Below are 18,450 nucleotides of genomic sequence, written 5' to 3'. Positions count from 1 at the left end.
GCTAGAGGCGCGAAATGCGAGCGAACCGAGCGATCTGGCTTGTGGTCATGGGCGTCCTTGCGGCGGGGTGCGGGTCGGCGAAGACCGAGATGTCCCTTGCGGCGAGCGCGACGCCGCCGCCCCCTCCTCCGCCTGCGCCCGTCCAGCCGGCGGACTCCGCCGAGGCGGTGATCGAGGGTGATCGCATCAAGATCGCCCGGCCGATCTTCTACGACCTCGACAAGGACGAGATCCGGCCCGAGTCGTTCTCGGTCCTCGATGCGGTCGCGAACATCCTGAGGACGCACCCGGAGATCACCGCGCTCACGGTCGAGGGGCACACGGACAACCAGGGCACGGTGGAGCACAACATCAAGCTGTCCGAGCGCCGCGCGAACGCCGTGGTCCGCTACCTCGTCCAGCGCGGCGTCACGACGCCGATGACGGCGCCCGGGTACGGCGCCGGCGCGCCGCTCTGCTTCACGAACGACGAGGGCTGCCGCGCCATGAACCGGCGCGTGGAGTTCCGTATCAAGACCAGGTGAGGGGCCTGCGGCCCGGCGCCCCCGCGGGCCGCGCGTCCTCCCTCCGCCAGCACGTCACCCGCGCCGGCTCTCCCGCGCCGGTAGTGCGCCTGGACAACAGGCCAGGTTAACACGGATCCTCTCTCGAGATCTCCTGCTTTCCGCCGCCCCGCGCGAGATCGCGAGGTCGCCTGTTCCCGTCACGCCCGCCACGGCGGGGCTGTGGTCCACGCTGGCCGCGTTGGCCCCGCGCGCCACGCTGGCTTCCTCCATCGACGCGCCGCCTCGGCCGCGCGAGGGGCCGCCGCGTCGCCGCCCTGGCGTCCTCCGTCGTCCCGCGAGGAGGACGGCGCGCGAGAGTGCCTGTCCCTCTGTGTGCCTGTGGGACAAGCGACTCCCAAAGATGATCACGCTGCAAATTTATGTTGAACGGCGTCTCCCGATCGTGGTTAATACATCACGGGAATACGCGCGCTGAGAGCGACGCGCCAGTCCAAGCAACACATTGCATTGCGTGGTGGATCATGGCGAGCGTTCGTGGTTGTCCGTTAGGGATCGCTTGTCTCGCCCTTTCGGGGCTCTCGTGGCTCTCTCCGCGGCCTGCGGCCGCGCGCGACGTCGACCACCTCAGGTGGGCGGAGCAGCTCGTCGATAACCTCGCTCCTGAGAACAACGAATACTCGACTGCCAGCTTCGTCTCCTGGGCTGGCGTGTCCGGCGCGCGGCGTTACATGAACCGCACGCAGTGCGCCACCTTCTTGACGGAGCTGCTCAAGCGGAGCTACGGGTGGTCCGAGTCGTCGTTTGGCGAGTGGCTGGGCAGCCGGAGCCCGAGCGCCGCTGCTTACTATGCCGCGATCGTCGAGGAGAATGGATTCGAGAGGATCCGCGACCTGGGGGACGCGCGCGCCGGCGACGTCATCGCCCTCCGTTATCCTGCGGGCGAGTCGTCGACCGGTCACGTCGCGATCCTCCGCCGGGCGCCGAGGCTGAAGCTCCCGGTCAGCCCCTTCGTGCTGGGCACGTTCCAGTACGAGGTGAGCATCGTCGACTCGACGAGCTCACATCACGGCCCGTCCGACTCCAGGATGTCCTCCGGCGGCCGGTCGGCCACCGGCGCGGGTTACGGCGTGATGCGCGTCTACACGAACACATCGGACACCATCGTCGGGCACACATGGAGCACGGCCTCCGCCACTGTCTATTACCCGGCCACGGCGCGCCAGGTCGCCATCGGCAGGCTGGTGCTCGCCGGCGAGGACCGGGACGCCGACGACGATCGGTAGCTGCGGGCGCACGAGACTGGACAGCGCGCTCCCACGCCGCGCCGCGCCGCGCCAAGGCCGGCCCGGCAGGAGTGTGTAAAATTCACGTCGCGCCGTAATCTTGCGTTGTCCGCCACACAGCGGCCATGCCATGGAGCGCGAGGGCGTCGAGTGCCGCATTTCCCTGGGAAAAACGCCGGCCTACGCTCCCGCGGGCCCCGTTGACAACCAGCAGGGCAGGGGTCTAGAGTGGCGGCCCTCTGAGCTCGCTCGGAGGCCCCAGCCCAACAATCATCGGCTTATCGAACCCGGGGCAGCCCTGCCGCTGGGTTTTTTTCTGTCGTTGACGGGAGAGAAGCTCCCCGCTTCCGACCCAGCTTTCGACTCCACCGAATGCACGGAGACGCGCGTCCATGAGCAATCAGTACGGCCATTTCGACGACGAGAGCCGCGAGTACGTCATCACCCGGCCCGACACGCCGCTGCCCTGGCTCAACTACCTGGGTTCGGACGAGATGTTCGGCCTCTGCACCAACACGGCCGGCGGCTACACGTTCTGGAAGGACGCCAAGCTCCGGCGGCTGACGCGCTATCGGTACAACAACGTGCCCATGGATATCGGCGGGCGCTACCTGTACGTGAACGACGGTGGGGTGGTGTGGAACCCCATGTGGAAGCCGGTCAAGACGGCGCTGGATCGCTACGAGTGCCGCCACGGCCTGGGGTACACCAGGATCACGGGCGAGAAGAACGGCGTAGAGGTCGAGGTGCTCTTCTTCATCGTCCCCGGCGAGAACGTGGAGATCTGGCGCACCCGGGTCACCAACAAGAGCGGCGCGAAGAAGGACATCCAGCTCTTCTCCTTCCAGGAGTTCTGCTTCTTCGAGGCGCTCAATGACATGACGAACTACCAGCGCACCTACTCCATCGGCGAGGTGGAGATCGAGGGGAGCGCCATCTACCACAAGACGGAGTTCCGCGAGCGCCGCTCCCATTACTCGCTCTTCGCCTGCACGCGCGCCGTCGACGGGTTCGACACGAGCCGCGACGCCTTCTGCGGCAGCGTCCACCACGGGCTCCACGAGGCCCAGGTGCCGGCCAGGGGCAAGGCAACGAACTCCAAGGCGTTCGGCTGGAACCCGATCGGCAGCCACCAGGTGAGCCTGTCGCTCGAGCCCGGCGCGAGCGAGACCCTGAGCTTCGTGCTCTCGTACGTGGACCACGGGGATCTGCCCAAGTTCAAGGCGCCCTTCGTCCTGAACAAGCAGAAGGGCAAGGAGATCCTGGCCAAGTACTCGGCGCCCGGCGCCGTGGACGGGGCGTTCGCTCAGCTCAAGGAGGACTGGGCCGGGCTCCTCGCGAACTTCCAGGCCGACTGTCCGGACGAGCACGCGCGGCGCATGCTCAACACCTGGAACCAGTACCAGTGCATGGCCACCTTCAACCTCTCGCGGTCGGCCAGCATGTACGAGACCGGCATCGGCCGCGGCATGGGCTTCCGCGACTCGAACCAGGATCTCCTCGGCTTCGTGCACCTCATCCCGGAGCGCGCCCGCCAGCGCATCCTCGACATCGCGGCCACCCAGCTCAGCGACGGCACCTGCTACCACCAGTACCAGCCGCTGACGAAGAAGGGGAACGCCGACATCGGCGGCGACTTCTACGACGATCACCTGTGGCTCATCCTCTCCACGTGCGCGTACATCAAGGAGACGGGCGACAAGAGCATCCTCAAGGAGGCCGTGGGCTACGCCGACAAGCAGGGCTCCAAGGAGGACCTCCTGCACCACCTGGAGACGTCCATCGCGTACACGATGAAGAAGCGCGGCCCGCACGGCCTGCCGCTGATCGGCCACGCGGACTGGAACGACTGCCTGAACCTGAACTGCTTCAGCACCGAGCCGAACGAGAGCTTCCAGACCGCGGGCGACGTGAAGGACTCGAAGGCCGAGTCCGTGATGATCGCCGGCCTCTTCCTCTACGCCAGCCGCGAGATGGCCGCCCTGTATGACTGGATGGGCCAGAAGTCCGACGCGGAGCGCATGCGCGGGCAGTACGCCGACATGCTGGCCGTTGTCGAGAAGGAGGCCTGGGACGGCGAGTGGTACCGCCGCGCCTACGACGCCCAGGGCCGCGCCGTCGGGAGCAAGGAAAACGAGGAGGGCAAGATCTTCATCGAGAGCCAGGGCTGGTGCGTGCTCGGCGGCGCCGGCGCGGACAACGGCCGCGCGAAGCAGGCGATGGAGAGCGTGCACAAGCACCTCTACACGAAGAACGGCGTCGTGCTGCAGCAGCCCGCGTACTCGACCTACCACCTCGAGCTCGGGGAGGTCACCTCGTACCCGCCGGGCGTGAAGGAGAACGCCGGTATCTTCTGCCACAACAACACCTGGATCCACCTGGGATGGTGTCTGCTGGGCGACGGCGAGCGCGCGCTCGAGTACTATCTCTCCATCTGCCCCTCCGCCAAGGAGAGCCAGATCGAGACCTACCGGGCCGAGCCCTACGTCTATGCGCAGATGATCGCGGGCAAGGACGCCCCGGTCTTCGGTGAGGCCAAGAACGCCTGGCTCACCGGCACCGCGGCCTGGACGTTCGTGTCCGTCAGCCAGGGGATCCTGGGCGTGCAGCCCCAGTACGACGGCCTGAAGCTCGACCCCTGCGTGCCCAAGGCCTGGAAGAGCTTCTCCATCTCCCGCCGCTTCCGCGGCGCCACCTACGAGATCAACGTCAAGAACTCGGGGGTGTGCAAGGGCGTGAAGAAGCTCACCGTGGACGGCAAGGCGGTCGAGGGCAACGTGATCCCCCTGGCCCCTGCCGGCAAGACGGTGCGCGTCGACGTCGAGATGGGCTGAGCGCCTCCGCCGGAGCGCGCCGCGGCCAGCCCGCGGCGCGCTCGGCTCAGTCGCCCTGAGGTGAGGCGACCCATCGCCCGTTCAACATGACCCGCCGCACGCGGCGCATCGCCCGGATGTCGGCGAGCGGGTCGCCCTCCACCAGGACCAGATCGGCGAGCTTGCCCGGCTCGACGCTGCCGAGCCGGTCGTCGACGCGGAAGAACCTCGCGTTCTCCGCGGTGCCGGCGACGAGGACCTCCATGGGCGACAGGCCGCTCTCGACGAGCAGCTCCATCTCGTGCTGGTAGGCCCACCCTCGCTCGGCGCCCGGCGCCGCGCCGTGAGAGCCGACGACCACCCGCACGCCGGCGCGCCGCGCCGCGCCGGTGAGCCTCATCATGTTCTCGAAGCCGCGCACGTGGGTCTCGGTCGCTCCCTCGTCGCCGGCGCGGCGCTCGAAGATGGCGAGGGTGGGGGTGACGAAGGTCCCGCGCGTCGCGAGCAGCCGGAGGAGCTCGGAGGTCCGCGGCGCGCCGAGGGAGATGCCGCGAAAGAGCTCGTAGCGGCCCTGGACGCGCGCCTCGTTGCGGGCGATCACCGCCTGCCGGTAGCGCTCCGCCTCGCGCGGCGGCACGAGCGCGGTGCCGAGCGAGGTGATGTGCTCGATGCCGTCGAGCCCGGCGCGGATCGCCGCCGCGGCGTCCACCGTCTCGAGGTGCGCGGTGGCGATCACCCCGCGCGCGTGCGCGGCCTGCGCGATCGCCTCGACGGTCCCGAGCGGCAGGCGGAAGTAGACCTTGATCGCCGACGCCCCGCGCTCGACCAGCCGATCGACAGCCCAGCGCGCCTCGGCCGCGTCGCGCACGATCACCGCGCTCTCCGGGTAGGCGGGGTCCGGCCCGTCGAGCATCGGCCCCGCCAGGAAGAGCCGCGGCACCGGGCCGAGCTTGCGCGCGGCGTCGTACGCCTCGATCCAGTTCCCGGGCTCGCGCAGCGAGGTCACGCCGCGCTGCAGGGAGAGCCCGGGCAGCCCGTCGTCGCCGTCGATGTGGAAATGTGCGTCGATGAGGCCAGGTAGGACCGAGAGCCCGGCGCCGCGGACGATCTCCGCGCCGGCCGGGACTTCCGTGGCGCCGCGCGCGCCCGCGGCGACGATGTGATCGCCGCGGACCACGACGACGGCGTCCCGCACGGGCGGCCCTCCGCGGCCGTCGATGAGCGTGGCCCCGACGATCGCCACCGGGCGCGTCGCGTCCGGCCGCGCGATCGGGTTGATCTCCCGCGCGGGCGGGAGCCTCGGTTGCCCCTCCGGCGAGGGCCACTGCACCGGCGTGCTCGCGCAGGCGCACAGGCCCGCGAGCGTCGCCAACAGACACACGCGCAACCGAAAGCTCATCGTGCTCTCCCCGGTGACCTGAAACGTGCGACGAACGTGCGATGAACGCGCGACGAGCTGGAGCTGCGGCCGCGGGCGGCTGCGACGTCGCGCCTCTCATCATAGCAGCTCCGGGCCGCTCGGCCGCGAACACCGGCGCTTTCCAACTTCCACGTTCCTCTCGAATGAGCGCTCCCGGCGAGGTCCACCGCCGTCTCCAGGCTCGTTCGAGCCATCGACGCGGCGCGAGATCCCGGAGCGGCGCCGTGCGCGCGCGGGGCCTTGTCCGATCTCCGCCGTGCGGGGTTTCGCGGAGCACAAGAAGGCTCGGAAGTCGTGGCTCGCCGGATTCGGCATGACGCCGTGATGCCGTCGCGGCGCGCTGCGAAGGCGCGCTCGACCCGCGACGAGCGACTGCGGGTCTCCCGCGTTCGGGCCGGGGTCAGGCGATTCCCGAGCCGCGCGGTCCCGGCGGGGTGGTCCTCGGCGGGGCTCGTGTCACTGTATTTCGGTCGAGCGAAGGGCGAAGCTCGGAAAGTCGTCTCTGTGAGCCGTATCGAGACAGTTGAGCGTCACAGCCTGGGTGCAGTAGGGTGCCACCGCCGGCGCGCGGGAAACGCCGCGACCGGCATGTCCCGGTGGGACCGGTGACGAAGCGATTCTCGAAGGCGGCGCTCGTTCAAGCGCGCTGGAGGACCTCATGCGTAGCATCAATCTTGTTGGCATTGTCTCGATGGCTCTCATGCTTGGCGCGACCGCCTTCTCCGCGGGGTGCGGGGACGACTCCGACGGGGGCACGGGCGGCGGGACGACCGCGAGCAGCACGACCACCACGAGCGCCACGACCGGCACCGGCGGCGAGGGCGGCGGCGGCGAGGGCGGCGGCGACGGCGGCGGCGGCGGTGAAGACGCGGAGTGTGTGACCTGCTCGGCGCCCCTCCTCGATGACGCCGATTCGAACGACCTGTGCGAGTCCTCGGTGCCGAAGTACGACGCGCTCACGGCCTGTATCTGCGAGGCCTGCGGCGTGGCCGAGGGCGACCCCTGCTACAACGAGTGCTCCCCGGAGGGGGCGGAGCAGAGCGACGAGTGTACGGTGTGCGGCACCACGGCGGCGACCACCGAGGACGGCGCCTGCGCGGCGGAGGGCACCGCCTGCCTCCAGGACAGAGGCGAGTGATCTCGAGTCGCTGAGGTATCGCGGGCGCCTCCGACCGATCCTCGGCGAGCAGCGCGCGGCCGCAGGGGCAGGCAGGACGCCTGTCGCCCCTGCGGCCGTTTTCGCGTGGGCTCCGCGATGCGCTCCTGATCGCGGCGACGGGCCCTGTCGACGCGCGGTCGATACCGCAGCGAAGCTATTCCACCTCCGACACCGTCACATCGACGGTCATCGTCTCCGTGGCGGGCGTGTAGAGCGTCCCCGCCATGGGGGTGGCGTCCGTTGTGTCGCGGCCGTAGCCGACCCGCACGTGGTCGAGGCTGGGCAGCACGCCGTTCGTCGGATCGAACCCCTTCCAGCCGATGTTCGGGATGTAGAGCTGCGCCCACGCGTGCGTCGCGTCGGAGCCGGCGCGGTTCGTGCCGACGTTGCCGGTATAGACGTATCCGCACACGTAGCGCGCCGGAATGCCCAGGATCCGCGCCAGGCAGATGAACAGGTTCGCGAAATCCTGGCAGACCCCGCGCCTGTTGACGAAGACGTCGTGAGGGGTGGTCGCGATGTCGGTCGAGCCCGGCATGTACCTGTATTCGCGGAAGAGCGTCAGGTTGATGGCGAAGAGCGTCTCCATCAGGTCCGCGTCGTTCCGCTCGACGAACGACATGGCATAATCGAAGAGCTCCTGGAGCTGGGGGGCAGGGAGCTCGACGGGGCGCACGTACGGCGCGATCATCGCCTGCTCCCACGGCGTCCAGGCGAGGGGGAACGCGGGCCGGATCTTCGTCGTCGCGAACGCGAACGGATCCGCGTCGCGCAGCTCCACGACCGAGTCGGCCGATATCGTGAGCGCGGTATAGGGGGAGGCGATCTCGAAGCGCGTGACCCGGTTTCCGAAGACGTCCTCGATCTCCACCGTTGGGACCGCCGGGTCGATCGCGAGCGCGTGCGAGAGGACGCGCTGATCCCGGTCGTCCATCGGGCAGAGATGCAGCTTGTGCACGCTGCGCTCCACCGGGCGATCGTAGGTGTATCTCGTCCTGTGGACGACGCGAAGCTTGCGAGTCGTCGGCGTCATGTCGTGATGTCGTGATGTCGTGGCTCGGTGAGCTCTTCCAGCGCCGTCACGGCCCGCTCGCGCGCCCCCGCGCGGGAGGGTAGCGGGCGCGCGCCGCGCTGGCGCGACGCGTCAGCCCGTTCCCGGCGCTGACGCGCCGCGCCTCACGTCTCGGCGCGCACGGACAGCTCGATCCGCCAGCGCTCGTTCGGCTTCTGCGCCTCGCGCGGGATCGCCTCCAGGAGCAGCGTCCCCACCTCGGTGATCGAGGCGCGCAGCCGCACCGGCACCATGTCCCCCTCGCGGCGCCCCTCGGCGGGCAGGGTGACCTCGATCGGCGAGAGCTCCTCGAGCTCGCCCGGCTTCCAGGCCTCGAGCTCGGTCCCGGCCTGGTCGTCCCGGCGCACCGACGAGCTGAAGAAGCGGAAGCGCACCGGCTCGCCGACAACCACCCCGAACTCCTGCGGCGGCAGCGTCGCCTCGGTGCCCTCCTCCATGCCGAAGGGCGCCAGGCAGAGCGCCGTGATCGGCGGCTCCAGGCCGGGCACCGCCGGCACGGCCCCCTCGATGCCCACGTAGTAGGCCCGCGCCGTCCCGCCGCGGATCCTGAGCCCCCGGCCGCGCCGCGCCTGGCCGTAGGCGGCGGCGCCGCGCGCGACAGCGAGATCGAGGTCGTCGATCGGGAGCACCCGCGGCCGCGGCGCGCCGTCCTCCTCCAGCCAGGCGCCGAGCGTCGCGACGAGCCGCTCCCGCAGCGCCGCGCTCTTCATGACGCCGCCGTTGAACAGCACCGCCGTCGGGTGCAGCAGGAGCGGCGCGCGGCCGGGCTCGGCGCTCGCCCCCTCCTTCGGGACGAAGCCCTCCAGCTTCGACGTCGCGCCGGCCTGCCGCCCGAGGAAGGCCGCGAGGTGGCGGGTGACCGCCGGGTCCTGCGCGTACGGAAGGCCGAGCTGCGTCAGGCCGGCGCGCGCGCGGGTCGCGGGGCGCGCGGAGGACGGGACCTCGGGGAAGAACCCGTCCACGAGCGTCCGCGTGATCTCGTCGCGCGTGAGCTCCGTCCTGATCGACGCGCCCAGCAGCTTCGAGCCGCGGCCGGCGATCACGATCGGCGCCTCGTTCATCGACGGATCGCCGAGCAGCCGCTCCTTCGCGACGCGCGCCGCGTGCGTGAGCGACGTCATCTGCCAGCGGTCGAGCTCCTTGCCCTCGGCGGCGAGCTTCGCCTTCACGACGTGCGCGAGCGCCAGGTCCATGTTGTCGCCGCCGAGCAGGATGTGATCGCCGACCGCCACGCGGACGAGCTCGAGCGAGCCGTCGTCGCGCGGGACCGCGGCGATCGCGGAGAAATCGGTGGTCCCGCCGCCGACGTCGACCACGAGCAGCACGTCGCCCGGCTGGAGGTGCTTGCGCCACGCCTCGCCGGCCGCGTCGATCCAGGCGTACACGGCCGCCTGCGGCTCCTCGAGCAGCGTGAGGTCCTCGAAGCCCGCGGCGCTCGCCGCCTCGACAGTGAGCTCGCGCGCGGCGGCGTCGAACGACGCGGGCACGGTGATCACGATCTCCTGCTTCACGAGGGCGAGCTCCGGATCGTCCTTCGCGAACAGGTGATCCCACGCCTCGGTGAGGTGCTCGAGGTAGCGCCACGACGCCTCGACCGGCGAGATCTTCTCGATGTCCTCGGGCGCGCCGACCGGCAGCGTCGGTCCGCGCCGGTCGATGCCGGGGTGGCAGAGCCAGCTCTTCGCGCTCGAGATGATGCGCGCGGGCGCGTCGACCCCGCGCGCGCGGGCGTGCTCGCCGACGACGAACCGCCGCTCGGCGTCCCACGGCAGCACCTGGAACCCCTCGCTCTCGAGGGGGATGTACATGAACGAGGGCAGCAGCGGCCGCGCCTCGAGCGCGCCCTGCGCCACGAGCTGCGGCACGGCCAGCACCTCGGGCGCCGGCGTGAGCCGCGGATCGGCGCCCTCGTCCGGGACGCGCGCATAAGAGAGCGCGCAGTGGGTCGTGCCGAGATCGATGCCGATGATGTAGCGCGCGCTCATAGCTCGACCTCCGCGGGGGCGATGATGCTGGCGTCGTGGCCGGCGACCGGCGTCGGCAGCGAGATCGTCTCGGCGCGCCAGCCGCGGTGGCGCAGCACCCCCCGGTACGGCGCGCTGCCGGAGACGTTGCCGATGAGCTTGACCTCGGCGGGGCTGTAGCCGGCCTCCAGCGTCACCGTGGCCCCCTCGTCCTCGCGCCGCACGGGCGCGAGCTTCGCGTGGCCGCGCAGCGCCTTGCGGCAGCCTTCATGGACCATCCTCGCCGCCACGCCGACGTCCGCGTCGCCGAACGAGGCGATGTCCTGCTCGAGGAAGTCGACAAGCCGCCCCTCGCGCTGGAGCAGCGCGAGGAGCTGGAGCGCCGAGGTCACGGCGGGCGCGGCCGGCGGCGCGGGCGCGGCTGGCGGCGTGGGCGCGGCCGACGGCGCGGGCGCGGGCTCCTTCTTCGCAACCTCCGCGGCGCCGGGGAGGCGGGGCGCGCCGCCCTCTCGATGCCGCTCGGCCGGCGGCAGCGCGGCGGCAGCGCGCGCTTGCCAGGCCCGCGCGGCGAACTGCGCGTCGAACAGCACGCGGAAGAAGCACGCGAAGGCGAACCAGAGCCTCGTGGACCAGGGGAGCGGGGGATCGTCGAGATCGGCCACGGCGAAAGCCTAACGCCGGGCGTCGCGATCGGCACAGAGACCGGCGAGCGGGGCCCGCCGCGCGGGTCTCCGCCGGGCCGGTCAGAACGTCGCCCGGAGGACGGGGAAGCGGACCTCGTGCCCCTGCGCCACGCCGAACTTGAACATTTCGTCCTGCGAGTAGAGCGGCTTGAGCGAGAGCGCCGGCATGCCGAGCGCGACCTGGCCCGGCGTGATGTCGACGAGGCCGAGCCGGGGCTGCTCCCAGCGGGCGCCCCGGAGGAACGGCGCTGCGTCCGTCGTGAGCTGAACGTTGATGCCCGGCTGGGGGGGCTCCGCGGCCGGCTCGTTGCGAATGGGCTCGCTCTGGTCCGTCTCCGGCGGCTTGTACGCGGTGGCGTTCAGGGTGACGATCAGGGTCGGGATGACCAGCGCCATGCCGCCGGCGAGCATGTAGAGCGGCACCTCTGCGGGAGGCTCCGAGGCCTCGATGAAATAGCCGGCGACGCCGCCGCCCGCCGCGCCGAGCCCGCCGAAGACGAGGTAGGGCCAGCCGCGCTCGACCCCGATCGCGCCCATCGTCAGCATCACGACCTCACCGCCGAGCAGCGCGCCGCCGACGATCCCCTTGCCGGTGACGCTCACCCTGTCGCTCGCGTTCGCATCCTGGGCGCTCGCGCGCTCGGGAGCGCCGGCGAGCACCGCCGCCGCCACCGACGCCCCTGCCAGACAATGCGCTGCCTTTCGATTCATGCGGTTGATCGGCATCGTGTTTTCCCCGTGTCGATGATCGCGGAGCCTGCGAGGGCTGGAGCCCCGGGCCGCCGCCGGCGCGCTCCCGCGGCCCGGCGCCCGGTCCGGCCGGTCGGCGACCCGCCTGGGCCGTCGCGCCGTTCTCGATTTCTGAACCGCTGGCGGAGCGAGCCTCCTCTCTCCTCCAGCGAAGCCGGTCGCGCGAGCCTAGCACGGGTTTCGAGGCGCCGAACCGCTGCATTGCCCGTCCGGAGGATGGGTGGTATGGGTCCACCGGAACCGGGCCGCAGCTCGCCGCCGCGTGTCGCGGGGAGCACGGCAGCCTTCGAGGGAGCACCGCTATGGGCCGCATTGGACCGCTGGAAATCGCCCTTCTCATCGGGCTCGCCCTGCTCCTCTTCGGCGCGGGGAGGATCGCAGATGTCGGCAAGGGCATCGGCGAGGGCATCCGGAATTTCAAGAAGGGCATCAAGGACGACGACGACGAGGACGCCTCGAAGCAGCTCCCCGCCAAGACGGACGCGAAGGAAGAGGACACACACAAGCCCGTGTAGTCCCCGCCTCGCGGCGCGGCGCGTGGGCGCGTAGAAACGCGCGCCAGCGCCGCGCGACGCTGGTCGACGCTCGCTGGCGCGCGTCTATACTCGAGCGCCGTATGCCTCACCGACTCCTGGAGCGCATCGTCAAGGCGCTCGTGGTCTCCGCTGCGTTCCCGCTGGCAGCGTACTTCGTTCTTCAGTTCGGTCCCGGGGGGCTCTGGCGAGGGTTCGAGCCGGCGCTCGCGGTCACCGGTCAGGTGGCCAAGGCGCCGTACGACCTCACCCGCCTCGAGGCCGTGAACGAGACGCTCAAGATGATCCGCGACAAGTACGTCGAGCCGGATCGCGTCAAGCCGAAGGAGATGCTGCTGTCCGCGCTGAACGCGGTGCAGCGCGACGTCGCGCAGGTGATCGTCCTCAATGAGGATCCCAACGAGGTCACCGTCCGCGTCGAGACCAGCGAGAAGAAGTTCCGGATCGACAACATCCAGGGCCCCTGGGACGTCTCGGCGCGCCTGCGCGAGGTCTTCGGCTTCCTGCAGAAGAACCTCAAGGGCACCGAGGTCGATCTCCGCGAGGTCGAGTACGCCGCGTGCAACGGCATCCTGCACACGCTCGATCCGCACTCGTCGTTCCTGAGCCCCGAGGCGTACAAGGAGATGAACCTCTCCACGTCGGGCGCGTTCGGCGGGCTCGGCGTCGTGATCTCGATCCGCGACCAGATGCTCACGGTGCTGAACCCGATGCCCGACACGCCCGCGGGCAGGGCGGGGCTCAAGCGGCTCGATCGGATCGTGAAGATCAACAACGAGTCGACGCTCAACATGCCGCTGGACGACGCCGTGCGGCGGCTCCGCGGCGATCCCGGCACCCCGGTCACCGTCTGGGTGACCCGCGAGGGCGAGGGCGGGTGGCATGCCCCGAAGGCGTTCGAGCTGACCCGCGAGGTGATCAAGGTCCGGTCCGTCGAGTCGCGCGCCCTGGAGGGCGGCGTCGGCTACGTGCGGCTGAAGACGTTCCAGGCGACATCGACCGCGGAGCTCGACGCGGCGCTCGACGGCCTGCGCAGCAAGGGGCAGCTGAAGGGGCTCGTGCTCGATCTGCGGGGCAACCCGGGCGGCCTGCTCGATCAGGCCGCGCGCATCGCCGACAAGTTCCTCAACGACGGCGTCATCGTCTCGACGGTCGGCGCCTCCGAGGGGCGCGAGGAGAAGCGCGCCAAGGGCCCCGGCACGGAGCCGCCGTACCCGATCGTGGTGCTCGTGAGCGGCAACAGCGCGAGCGCGAGCGAGATCGTGGCGGGCGCGCTGAAGAACAACGACCGCGCCGTCATCGTGGGCTCGCAGACGTTCGGCAAGGGCAGCGTGCAGCTCGTGTTCCCCGACGTCACGGCGGAGAAGGCGGCGCTCAAGCTGACGATCGCGCAGTACCTCACGCCGGGCGACATCTCGATCCAGGGCGTCGGCGTGACGCCGGACATCGAGCTCGACCCGATGACTGTCGACGAGCTCGAGATGGACCTCACCGTGCAGAAGGACGGCCTCCGGGAGCGCGATCTCTCGGCGCACCTCTCGAACGCGCGCGCGGCGGCGGCGGGCAAGCCGTCCGAGGTGGTCCGCTACCAGCTCACGAGCGCCGAGCGCGAGGAGATGCGCGATCGCGGCGGCGACATCGACGAGGACTTCGCCCTCGACTTCCCGATCCGCTTCGGGCGCGAGCTCGCCGCGCGGATGCCGCCGAGCACGCCGAGGCTCCAGCAGCTCCGGGCGGTGCACGACTACATCGAGCAGGTCGGCAAGGAGGAGCTGGGCAAGGTCGCGGCCGAGCTGGCGAAGCTCGGCGTCGACTGGTCCGACGCGCCCGAGGGCGCGACGGCGGCGGCCAGGTCCGAGCTCGACGTGAAGGTCGAGACCGATCGCGCGAACGCCGAGGTGACCGCCGGCCAGCCGATGGAGCTCCGGGTCACGGTCAAGAACAACGGCAAGCAGCCGGTCTACCGGCTCCGCGGGACGACGGAGAGCGACAACCTCTACTTCGACAGCAAGGAGCTCATCCTCGGCAAGATCGCCCCCGGCCAGACGAAGACGGCGAAGGCGCCGCTCGGCTGGTGCGAGGTCGAGGGGCGCAAGGTCGGCTCGACGAAGCCGAGGAGGGCCAACGAGAAGCGCGCCTGCAAGATCCCGATGGACGCCCTCTCGCGGAGCGACGGCGTCAAGGTGAAGTTCGAGGTCGCCGGCGCGCCAGAGCCGGCCCCTGTCGAGATCCGGCCCACGGTGCGCGCGCTCGAGCGGCCGCTCTTCCAGTACGCCTACCAGATCGTCGACGACCGCGAGGGCAACGGCGACGGGCTCATCCAGAAAGGCGAGCGGGTCAGCATGTACCTGACCGTCAAGAACGTCGGCAAGGGCCCGTCGTACGAGACGCAGGCGAACATCGCGAACCTCTCGGGCGAGGGGCTCATGCTGCACGCCGGGCGCTTCGACGTCTCGAACATCAAGCCGGGCGACGTGCGCAAGGTGGTCTTCACCTTCGACGTGGAGCCGGCGCTCTCGGAGCCCGAGGCGACGCTCACGCTCTCGGTCGGCGATCGCGATCTTCGCGAGTTCGCCAGCGAGAAGGTGAAGATCCCGATCGTGCCGCGCGTCCAGATCAATGGCGGCGGCTCCACCGTGAAGGCCGGGGCGCAGGGGGCGACGCTGCTCCCGTCGCCCGAGGCGAGCGCGCGCGGCTTCGGCAGGCTCCCTGCGGGCGCCGTTGTCAAGGTGCTCGGCGAGGCGCCCGGCGGGTTCCTCAAGGCCGATCTCGGCGCCAACCGCTTCGCGTTCGTCGCGGCGCGCGAGGTGACCCAGGGCGGCGGGCCGGCGCCCGCGGTGGTCGCGTTCGAGGACGTCTACTCGCACGCGCCGCCGACGCTCGACATCGCCGCCGCGGCGCTGGCGACGACGGCCGGCACCGTGAAAATCACGGGGACGGCGTCGGACAGCGAGCGGCTGCTCGACACCTTCATCTTCGTCGGGTCGCGCAAGCTCTACTACAAGTCGAACCGCGACGGCGCGGACCCGAAGAAGGCGGAGTTCTCGTTCGAGGCGCCGCTCCGGCCGGGGGTCAACGTGATCACCGTGGTCGCGCGCGAGACGCCGGACACGACAACGCGGCGCACGCTCGTGGTGCGCAAGGACGGGCCCGACGGCTCGATCTTGAAGACCCCGAAGTCCGACAACCCGGTGGACGACTGGATTGCGGAGCGCGGGGGCGAGGACTAAGCCGCGGCCATGGATGACGGGCGTAACGAGCGGTGCTTCGCCGGGCAGAGCAGCCCGGCGAGGTGGTGCTCCGTCGGGCTGCCCTGCCCGGCGAGGATCTGGTAGCTTCAACGCGTGGGACTCCTCGCCTGGCTGGGCCTGAAGCAGGGGGGCTCGTTCCCGAACCTCGACGCCCTCCTGAAGGAGCTCCGCACGGCGCTCCCGGACGACGAGGCGGTGGTCCTCCGCTACATCGCGACCGTCATCGTCCTGCTCGGCAAGGTCGCCTGCGTGGACGGCCGCTTCTCCTCCAAGGAGGACGAGCTGCTCCGCGAGCTGCTCACGCACATCGACGGGCTCGCGCCGAGCGGCGTCGACGCTGTGTTCAACGCCCTCCAGGGCAAGCTGCCCGCGCTCCAGGAGGGCGAGGTCGATCGCTGCTACCGCGAGCTCAAGGCGCTCTGCAACGCCAGCGAGCGGGCCGAGGTCGTGCGCCTCTTGATCCGGCTCGCCGCCGCGGACGGCGCGCCCACGCCGGCCGAGCGCGCGGAGATCACGAGCATCGCGGAGGAGATCGGCGTCCCCCTCGCCGAGATCGAGCCGGATCTCGCCGGTCAGGCCGGCGTTCAGGACGGCTCCCCGGCGGCGCCGGACGAGCAACGCGAGCGCGACGGCGAGACCCGGGGGTGAGGGGAGCCGGCGCGGAGCCGCCGCGCCGCTTCGCGGATCCGTCGTGGAGCCGCCGCGCCGATCCGTCGCGGAGCCGCCGCGCGGATCCGCGGATCAGTCGCGCGTGTCTCGCGGCTCGGCGGCGCTCTCGGCGCTCGAGGCGCGGCCCGCGGCGCCGAGCGCGCGGCGCTGCTTCAGCGCCGTGAGCGCCACGAACAGGACGAACAGGACGGCCCCGAGCACCGCCACGAGCACGCCGAAGTTGAAGAGGTAGTGCGCGCCCGCCGCGCCGCCCACCCCCATCAAGAAGATGCCGAGCAGCGCGATGCCCGCGCCGATGACCGGATCGGGGCCGGCGTCGTTCTCCGAGGTCGCACGCGAGAGCCCGCCCCCCTGCACCCCGCCAGCCTCGTTGCTCATCGGATGGCTCACACGAGGAGCTTAGCAAACTGGTCAACCGCCCGAAACCCGCGAGAGCCGGACCCGGGCTATGCTGCGCGGGTGAGCACGCCCACCCACCCCCTGAACGACCGTCCCTCGCCTCCAGCGTCACCCGACTTCGCAGGGCGCCGCGTCATCACGTTCGAGAGCCGCCGCGCTGCCGAGATGGCCTCGCTGATCCAGCGGTACGGCGGGGCGCCCGTCACCGCGCCGGCCCTCCGCGAGGTCACGATCGAGCGCAACGAGCGCGCGCTCGACTTCGCGCGGCGCCTCACGGGCGCCGAGCTCGACCTCGTGATCCTGTTGACCGGCGTCGGGACCAGGGCGCTCGTGGCCGAGGCGGCGCCCGCGCTCGAGCCCGCTCGGGGTGAGGGCATTGCGTCCGACCAGGACGGTAACGCGGGGGCCCAGGGCATCTCCCTCATGGCTGCGGCCCTGTCTTCCGTGCAGCTCGTGGTGCGCGGTCCCAAGCCGGCCGCGGCGCTGCGCGAGCTGGGCGTGACCCGGTTCGTCACCGTGCCCGAGCCGAACACCTGGCGAGAGATCCTCGAGGTCGTCCGCGGGCTCGGCGACCTGAGCGGCAAGCGCATCGCCGTGCAGGAGCACGGGGCGCCGAGCCACGAGCTCTACGCCGGGCTCGAGGCGGCCGGCGCCCGGGTGACGCCGGTGCCGGTGTACCGGTGGGCGCTCCCGGACGACACAGCGGCCCTCCGGCAGGGGCTGCGCTTGCTGGCGGACGGCGGCGCGGCGATCACGCTGTTCACGAGCCGCGCGCAGGTCGAGCACGCGCTCCTCGTGGCGGCCGAGGAGGGGCTCGTCGAGCGGCTGCGCGCCGGGCTCGCGCGGGGCGTGGTGGCGTCGATCGGGCCTGTCTGCACGGAGGCGCTCCGCGCGGAGGGGATCGAGCCGGATTTCGAGCCCGAGCACCCGAAGATGGGCCACCTGGTCAAGGCGGCGGCCGCGCGCTCGGGCGAGATCCTCGCGCGCAAGGGGAACCAGGGCGACGCGCCCGCGTCGGCTCAGTCCTCGTCCTCTTCGTAGGCGGACTGCGCCACCGTCGCCGGCCGCGCCTCGGGGCGGGGCGACGCGCCGGCGATCGCCGCGGCCGCGCGCGGCGCGTCCGTGTGTCCCCTGTCGATCAGCTCGGCCCGGTAGAGCACGCGGCCGTCCTCGGCGGTGATCTCGCCGCCCACGTCGCCCCAGGCGAAGTCGTCGCTCTGGAGCGTGCGCATCGTCGCCTTCGTCCTGCCGATGCGCACGCGGAAGCTGGTCTTCTGGCAGGCGATGGGGGCGCCGCCGACCTCGACGTGCACCGCCTCGGTGCCGAGCACCTCCTCGTTCTCGTCGGCGGCGAGCGCGGTCTTGGCCATCATCGCGTCGTAGGCCGCGAGGGTCGCCGGGCGCTCGGCGACATCGTCGATCCACGCGGCGCTGAGGATCTCGCCGCGCCGGCTGGGCGCGTCGCTCATGCGGACCCGCAGCGCCTCGGTCTCCTTGTCGCCCTCGAGGGTCACGTCGACGACGAGGACGTCCCCCTCGCGCGCGACAACCCGCTGCGTGAGGAGCAGCGGCGTCTTCCTGAAGCTGCCCGAGAACCGGTAGGCCACGTAATCACCGGGCTTGCGCGCGGCGGCCGCCTCCTCGGCGCTCGGGTCCCCCTCGTCGGTCGCGCCCTTCGCGCGCTGCGCGACATCGCGCCGCGCTTCGGCCGCCACCTTCGCGGCGGCGTCGCGGGGGCGGCCGACTCGAGCGTTCGTTTCGATCCCGGCACCGCAGCCAGCGGTCAGGATCGACGTGAGGGCGGCGAAGAGGAGCGGTCGGTTCATGCACCCCCGGTATCCGAGAGCGCCCGTCATGGCCCACTTTCTGGCGTTCCGCGGATTTCCACGGACTCCCCGACCGAGGTTGAGGTTCGCCCGACCGAGGTTGAGGCTCGCCCGACCGAGGT

The 18,450-nt window shown here is 71.2% G+C and carries 15 protein-coding genes; 8 read left to right on the top strand and 7 right to left on the bottom strand.

Annotated elements, in window-relative coordinates; all coding sequences use genetic code 11:
• Positions 1 to 14: 14 nt before the first annotated feature.
• The 3 genes from WMF42_RS32715 (at position 15) to WMF42_RS32705 (ending at position 4,623) form a co-directional block, all read left to right on the top strand.
• Positions 15 to 524, top strand: a complete 510-nt coding sequence (locus tag WMF42_RS32715) for an OmpA family protein (RefSeq protein ID WP_061611607.1) — start codon at positions 15 to 17, stop codon at positions 522 to 524.
• Between the two features lie 710 nt (positions 525 to 1,234).
• Positions 1,235 to 1,789, top strand: a complete 555-nt coding sequence (locus tag WMF42_RS32710) for a hypothetical protein (protein WP_437686768.1) — start codon at positions 1,235 to 1,237, stop codon at positions 1,787 to 1,789.
• Positions 1,790 to 2,181: 392 nt separating this feature from the next.
• Complete coding sequence (locus WMF42_RS32705) at positions 2,182 to 4,623, top strand: GH36-type glycosyl hydrolase domain-containing protein (protein ID WP_061611609.1); 2,442 nt, start codon at positions 2,182 to 2,184, stop codon at positions 4,621 to 4,623.
• A gap of 46 nt (positions 4,624 to 4,669) precedes the next feature.
• Here WMF42_RS32705 and WMF42_RS32700 read toward each other — a convergent pair whose 3' ends face one another.
• The gene (locus WMF42_RS32700; protein ID WP_437686765.1) at positions 4,670 to 6,001 is read right to left on the bottom strand and encodes an amidohydrolase family protein; all 1,332 of its coding nucleotides are present in this window, start codon (positions 5,999 to 6,001) and stop codon (positions 4,670 to 4,672) included.
• A 712-nt stretch (positions 6,002 to 6,713) separates the two neighbouring features.
• On the opposite strand from WMF42_RS32700, the gene WMF42_RS32695 reads away from it, so the two are divergent.
• Positions 6,714 to 7,160: a hypothetical protein gene (locus WMF42_RS32695; RefSeq protein ID WP_199694101.1), complete on the top strand. Its 447-nt coding sequence runs from the start codon at positions 6,714 to 6,716 to the stop codon at positions 7,158 to 7,160.
• A gap of 175 nt (positions 7,161 to 7,335) precedes the next feature.
• Here WMF42_RS32695 and WMF42_RS32690 read toward each other — a convergent pair whose 3' ends face one another.
• The 4 genes from WMF42_RS32690 to WMF42_RS32675 form a co-directional block, all read right to left on the bottom strand.
• Complete coding sequence (locus tag WMF42_RS32690; protein WP_437686763.1) at positions 7,336 to 8,214, bottom strand: transglutaminase family protein; 879 nt, start codon at positions 8,212 to 8,214, stop codon at positions 7,336 to 7,338.
• Between the two features lie 143 nt (positions 8,215 to 8,357).
• Entirely contained in the window at positions 8,358 to 10,238 is a 1,881-nt protein-coding gene (locus WMF42_RS32685; protein WP_437686761.1) for an Hsp70 family protein, read from the bottom strand.
• Positions 10,235 to 10,879, bottom strand: coding sequence for a DUF2760 domain-containing protein (locus tag WMF42_RS32680; RefSeq protein ID WP_437686759.1), 645 nt, complete (start codon positions 10,877 to 10,879; stop codon positions 10,235 to 10,237). Before WMF42_RS32680 ends, WMF42_RS32685 begins: the two co-directional genes overlap by 4 nt.
• Before the next feature lie 81 nt (positions 10,880 to 10,960).
• Positions 10,961 to 11,611, bottom strand: coding sequence for a hypothetical protein (locus tag WMF42_RS32675; RefSeq protein ID WP_437686757.1), 651 nt, complete (start codon positions 11,609 to 11,611; stop codon positions 10,961 to 10,963).
• Positions 11,612 to 11,952: 341 nt separating this feature from the next.
• On the opposite strand from WMF42_RS32675, the gene WMF42_RS32670 reads away from it, so the two are divergent.
• The 3 genes from WMF42_RS32670 to WMF42_RS32660 all read left to right on the top strand — a co-directional run bounded on the left by WMF42_RS32670 (position 11,953) and on the right by WMF42_RS32660 (position 16,082).
• Positions 11,953 to 12,165, top strand: a complete 213-nt coding sequence (locus tag WMF42_RS32670) for a twin-arginine translocase TatA/TatE family subunit (protein ID WP_061610314.1) — start codon at positions 11,953 to 11,955, stop codon at positions 12,163 to 12,165.
• A 101-nt stretch (positions 12,166 to 12,266) separates the two neighbouring features.
• The gene (locus WMF42_RS32665) at positions 12,267 to 15,413 is read left to right on the top strand and encodes an MXAN_5808 family serine peptidase (RefSeq protein WP_061610315.1); all 3,147 of its coding nucleotides are present in this window, start codon (positions 12,267 to 12,269) and stop codon (positions 15,411 to 15,413) included.
• A 114-nt stretch (positions 15,414 to 15,527) separates the two neighbouring features.
• Positions 15,528 to 16,082 carry a TerB family tellurite resistance protein gene (locus tag WMF42_RS32660; RefSeq protein WP_061610316.1) on the top strand — a complete coding sequence of 185 codons (555 nt, stop codon included), beginning with the start codon at positions 15,528 to 15,530 and terminating at the stop codon, positions 16,080 to 16,082.
• Positions 16,083 to 16,175: 93 nt separating this feature from the next.
• Here WMF42_RS32660 and WMF42_RS32655 read toward each other — a convergent pair whose 3' ends face one another.
• Positions 16,176 to 16,481, bottom strand: coding sequence for a hypothetical protein (locus tag WMF42_RS32655; protein ID WP_061610317.1), 306 nt, complete (start codon positions 16,479 to 16,481; stop codon positions 16,176 to 16,178).
• Between the two features lie 81 nt (positions 16,482 to 16,562).
• On the opposite strand from WMF42_RS32655, the gene WMF42_RS32650 reads away from it, so the two are divergent.
• Complete coding sequence (locus tag WMF42_RS32650) at positions 16,563 to 17,543, top strand: uroporphyrinogen-III synthase (RefSeq protein WP_437686754.1); 981 nt, start codon at positions 16,563 to 16,565, stop codon at positions 17,541 to 17,543.
• Here the strand turns inward: WMF42_RS32650 and WMF42_RS32645 are convergent.
• Complete coding sequence (locus WMF42_RS32645; protein ID WP_437686752.1) at positions 17,522 to 18,328, bottom strand: hypothetical protein; 807 nt, start codon at positions 18,326 to 18,328, stop codon at positions 17,522 to 17,524. The two genes, WMF42_RS32650 and WMF42_RS32645, sit on opposite strands and share 22 nt — an antisense overlap.
• Positions 18,329 to 18,450: the final 122 nt, after the last annotated feature.

Origin of the sequence: Sorangium sp. So ce176 (assembly GCF_051519835.1) — a bacterium.
Lineage (GTDB): Bacteria > Myxococcota_A > Polyangia > Polyangiales > Polyangiaceae > Sorangium > Sorangium cellulosum_G.
Note: the sequence above shows the minus strand (reverse complement) of the source record. Positions and strands in the feature narration are given on the sequence as shown.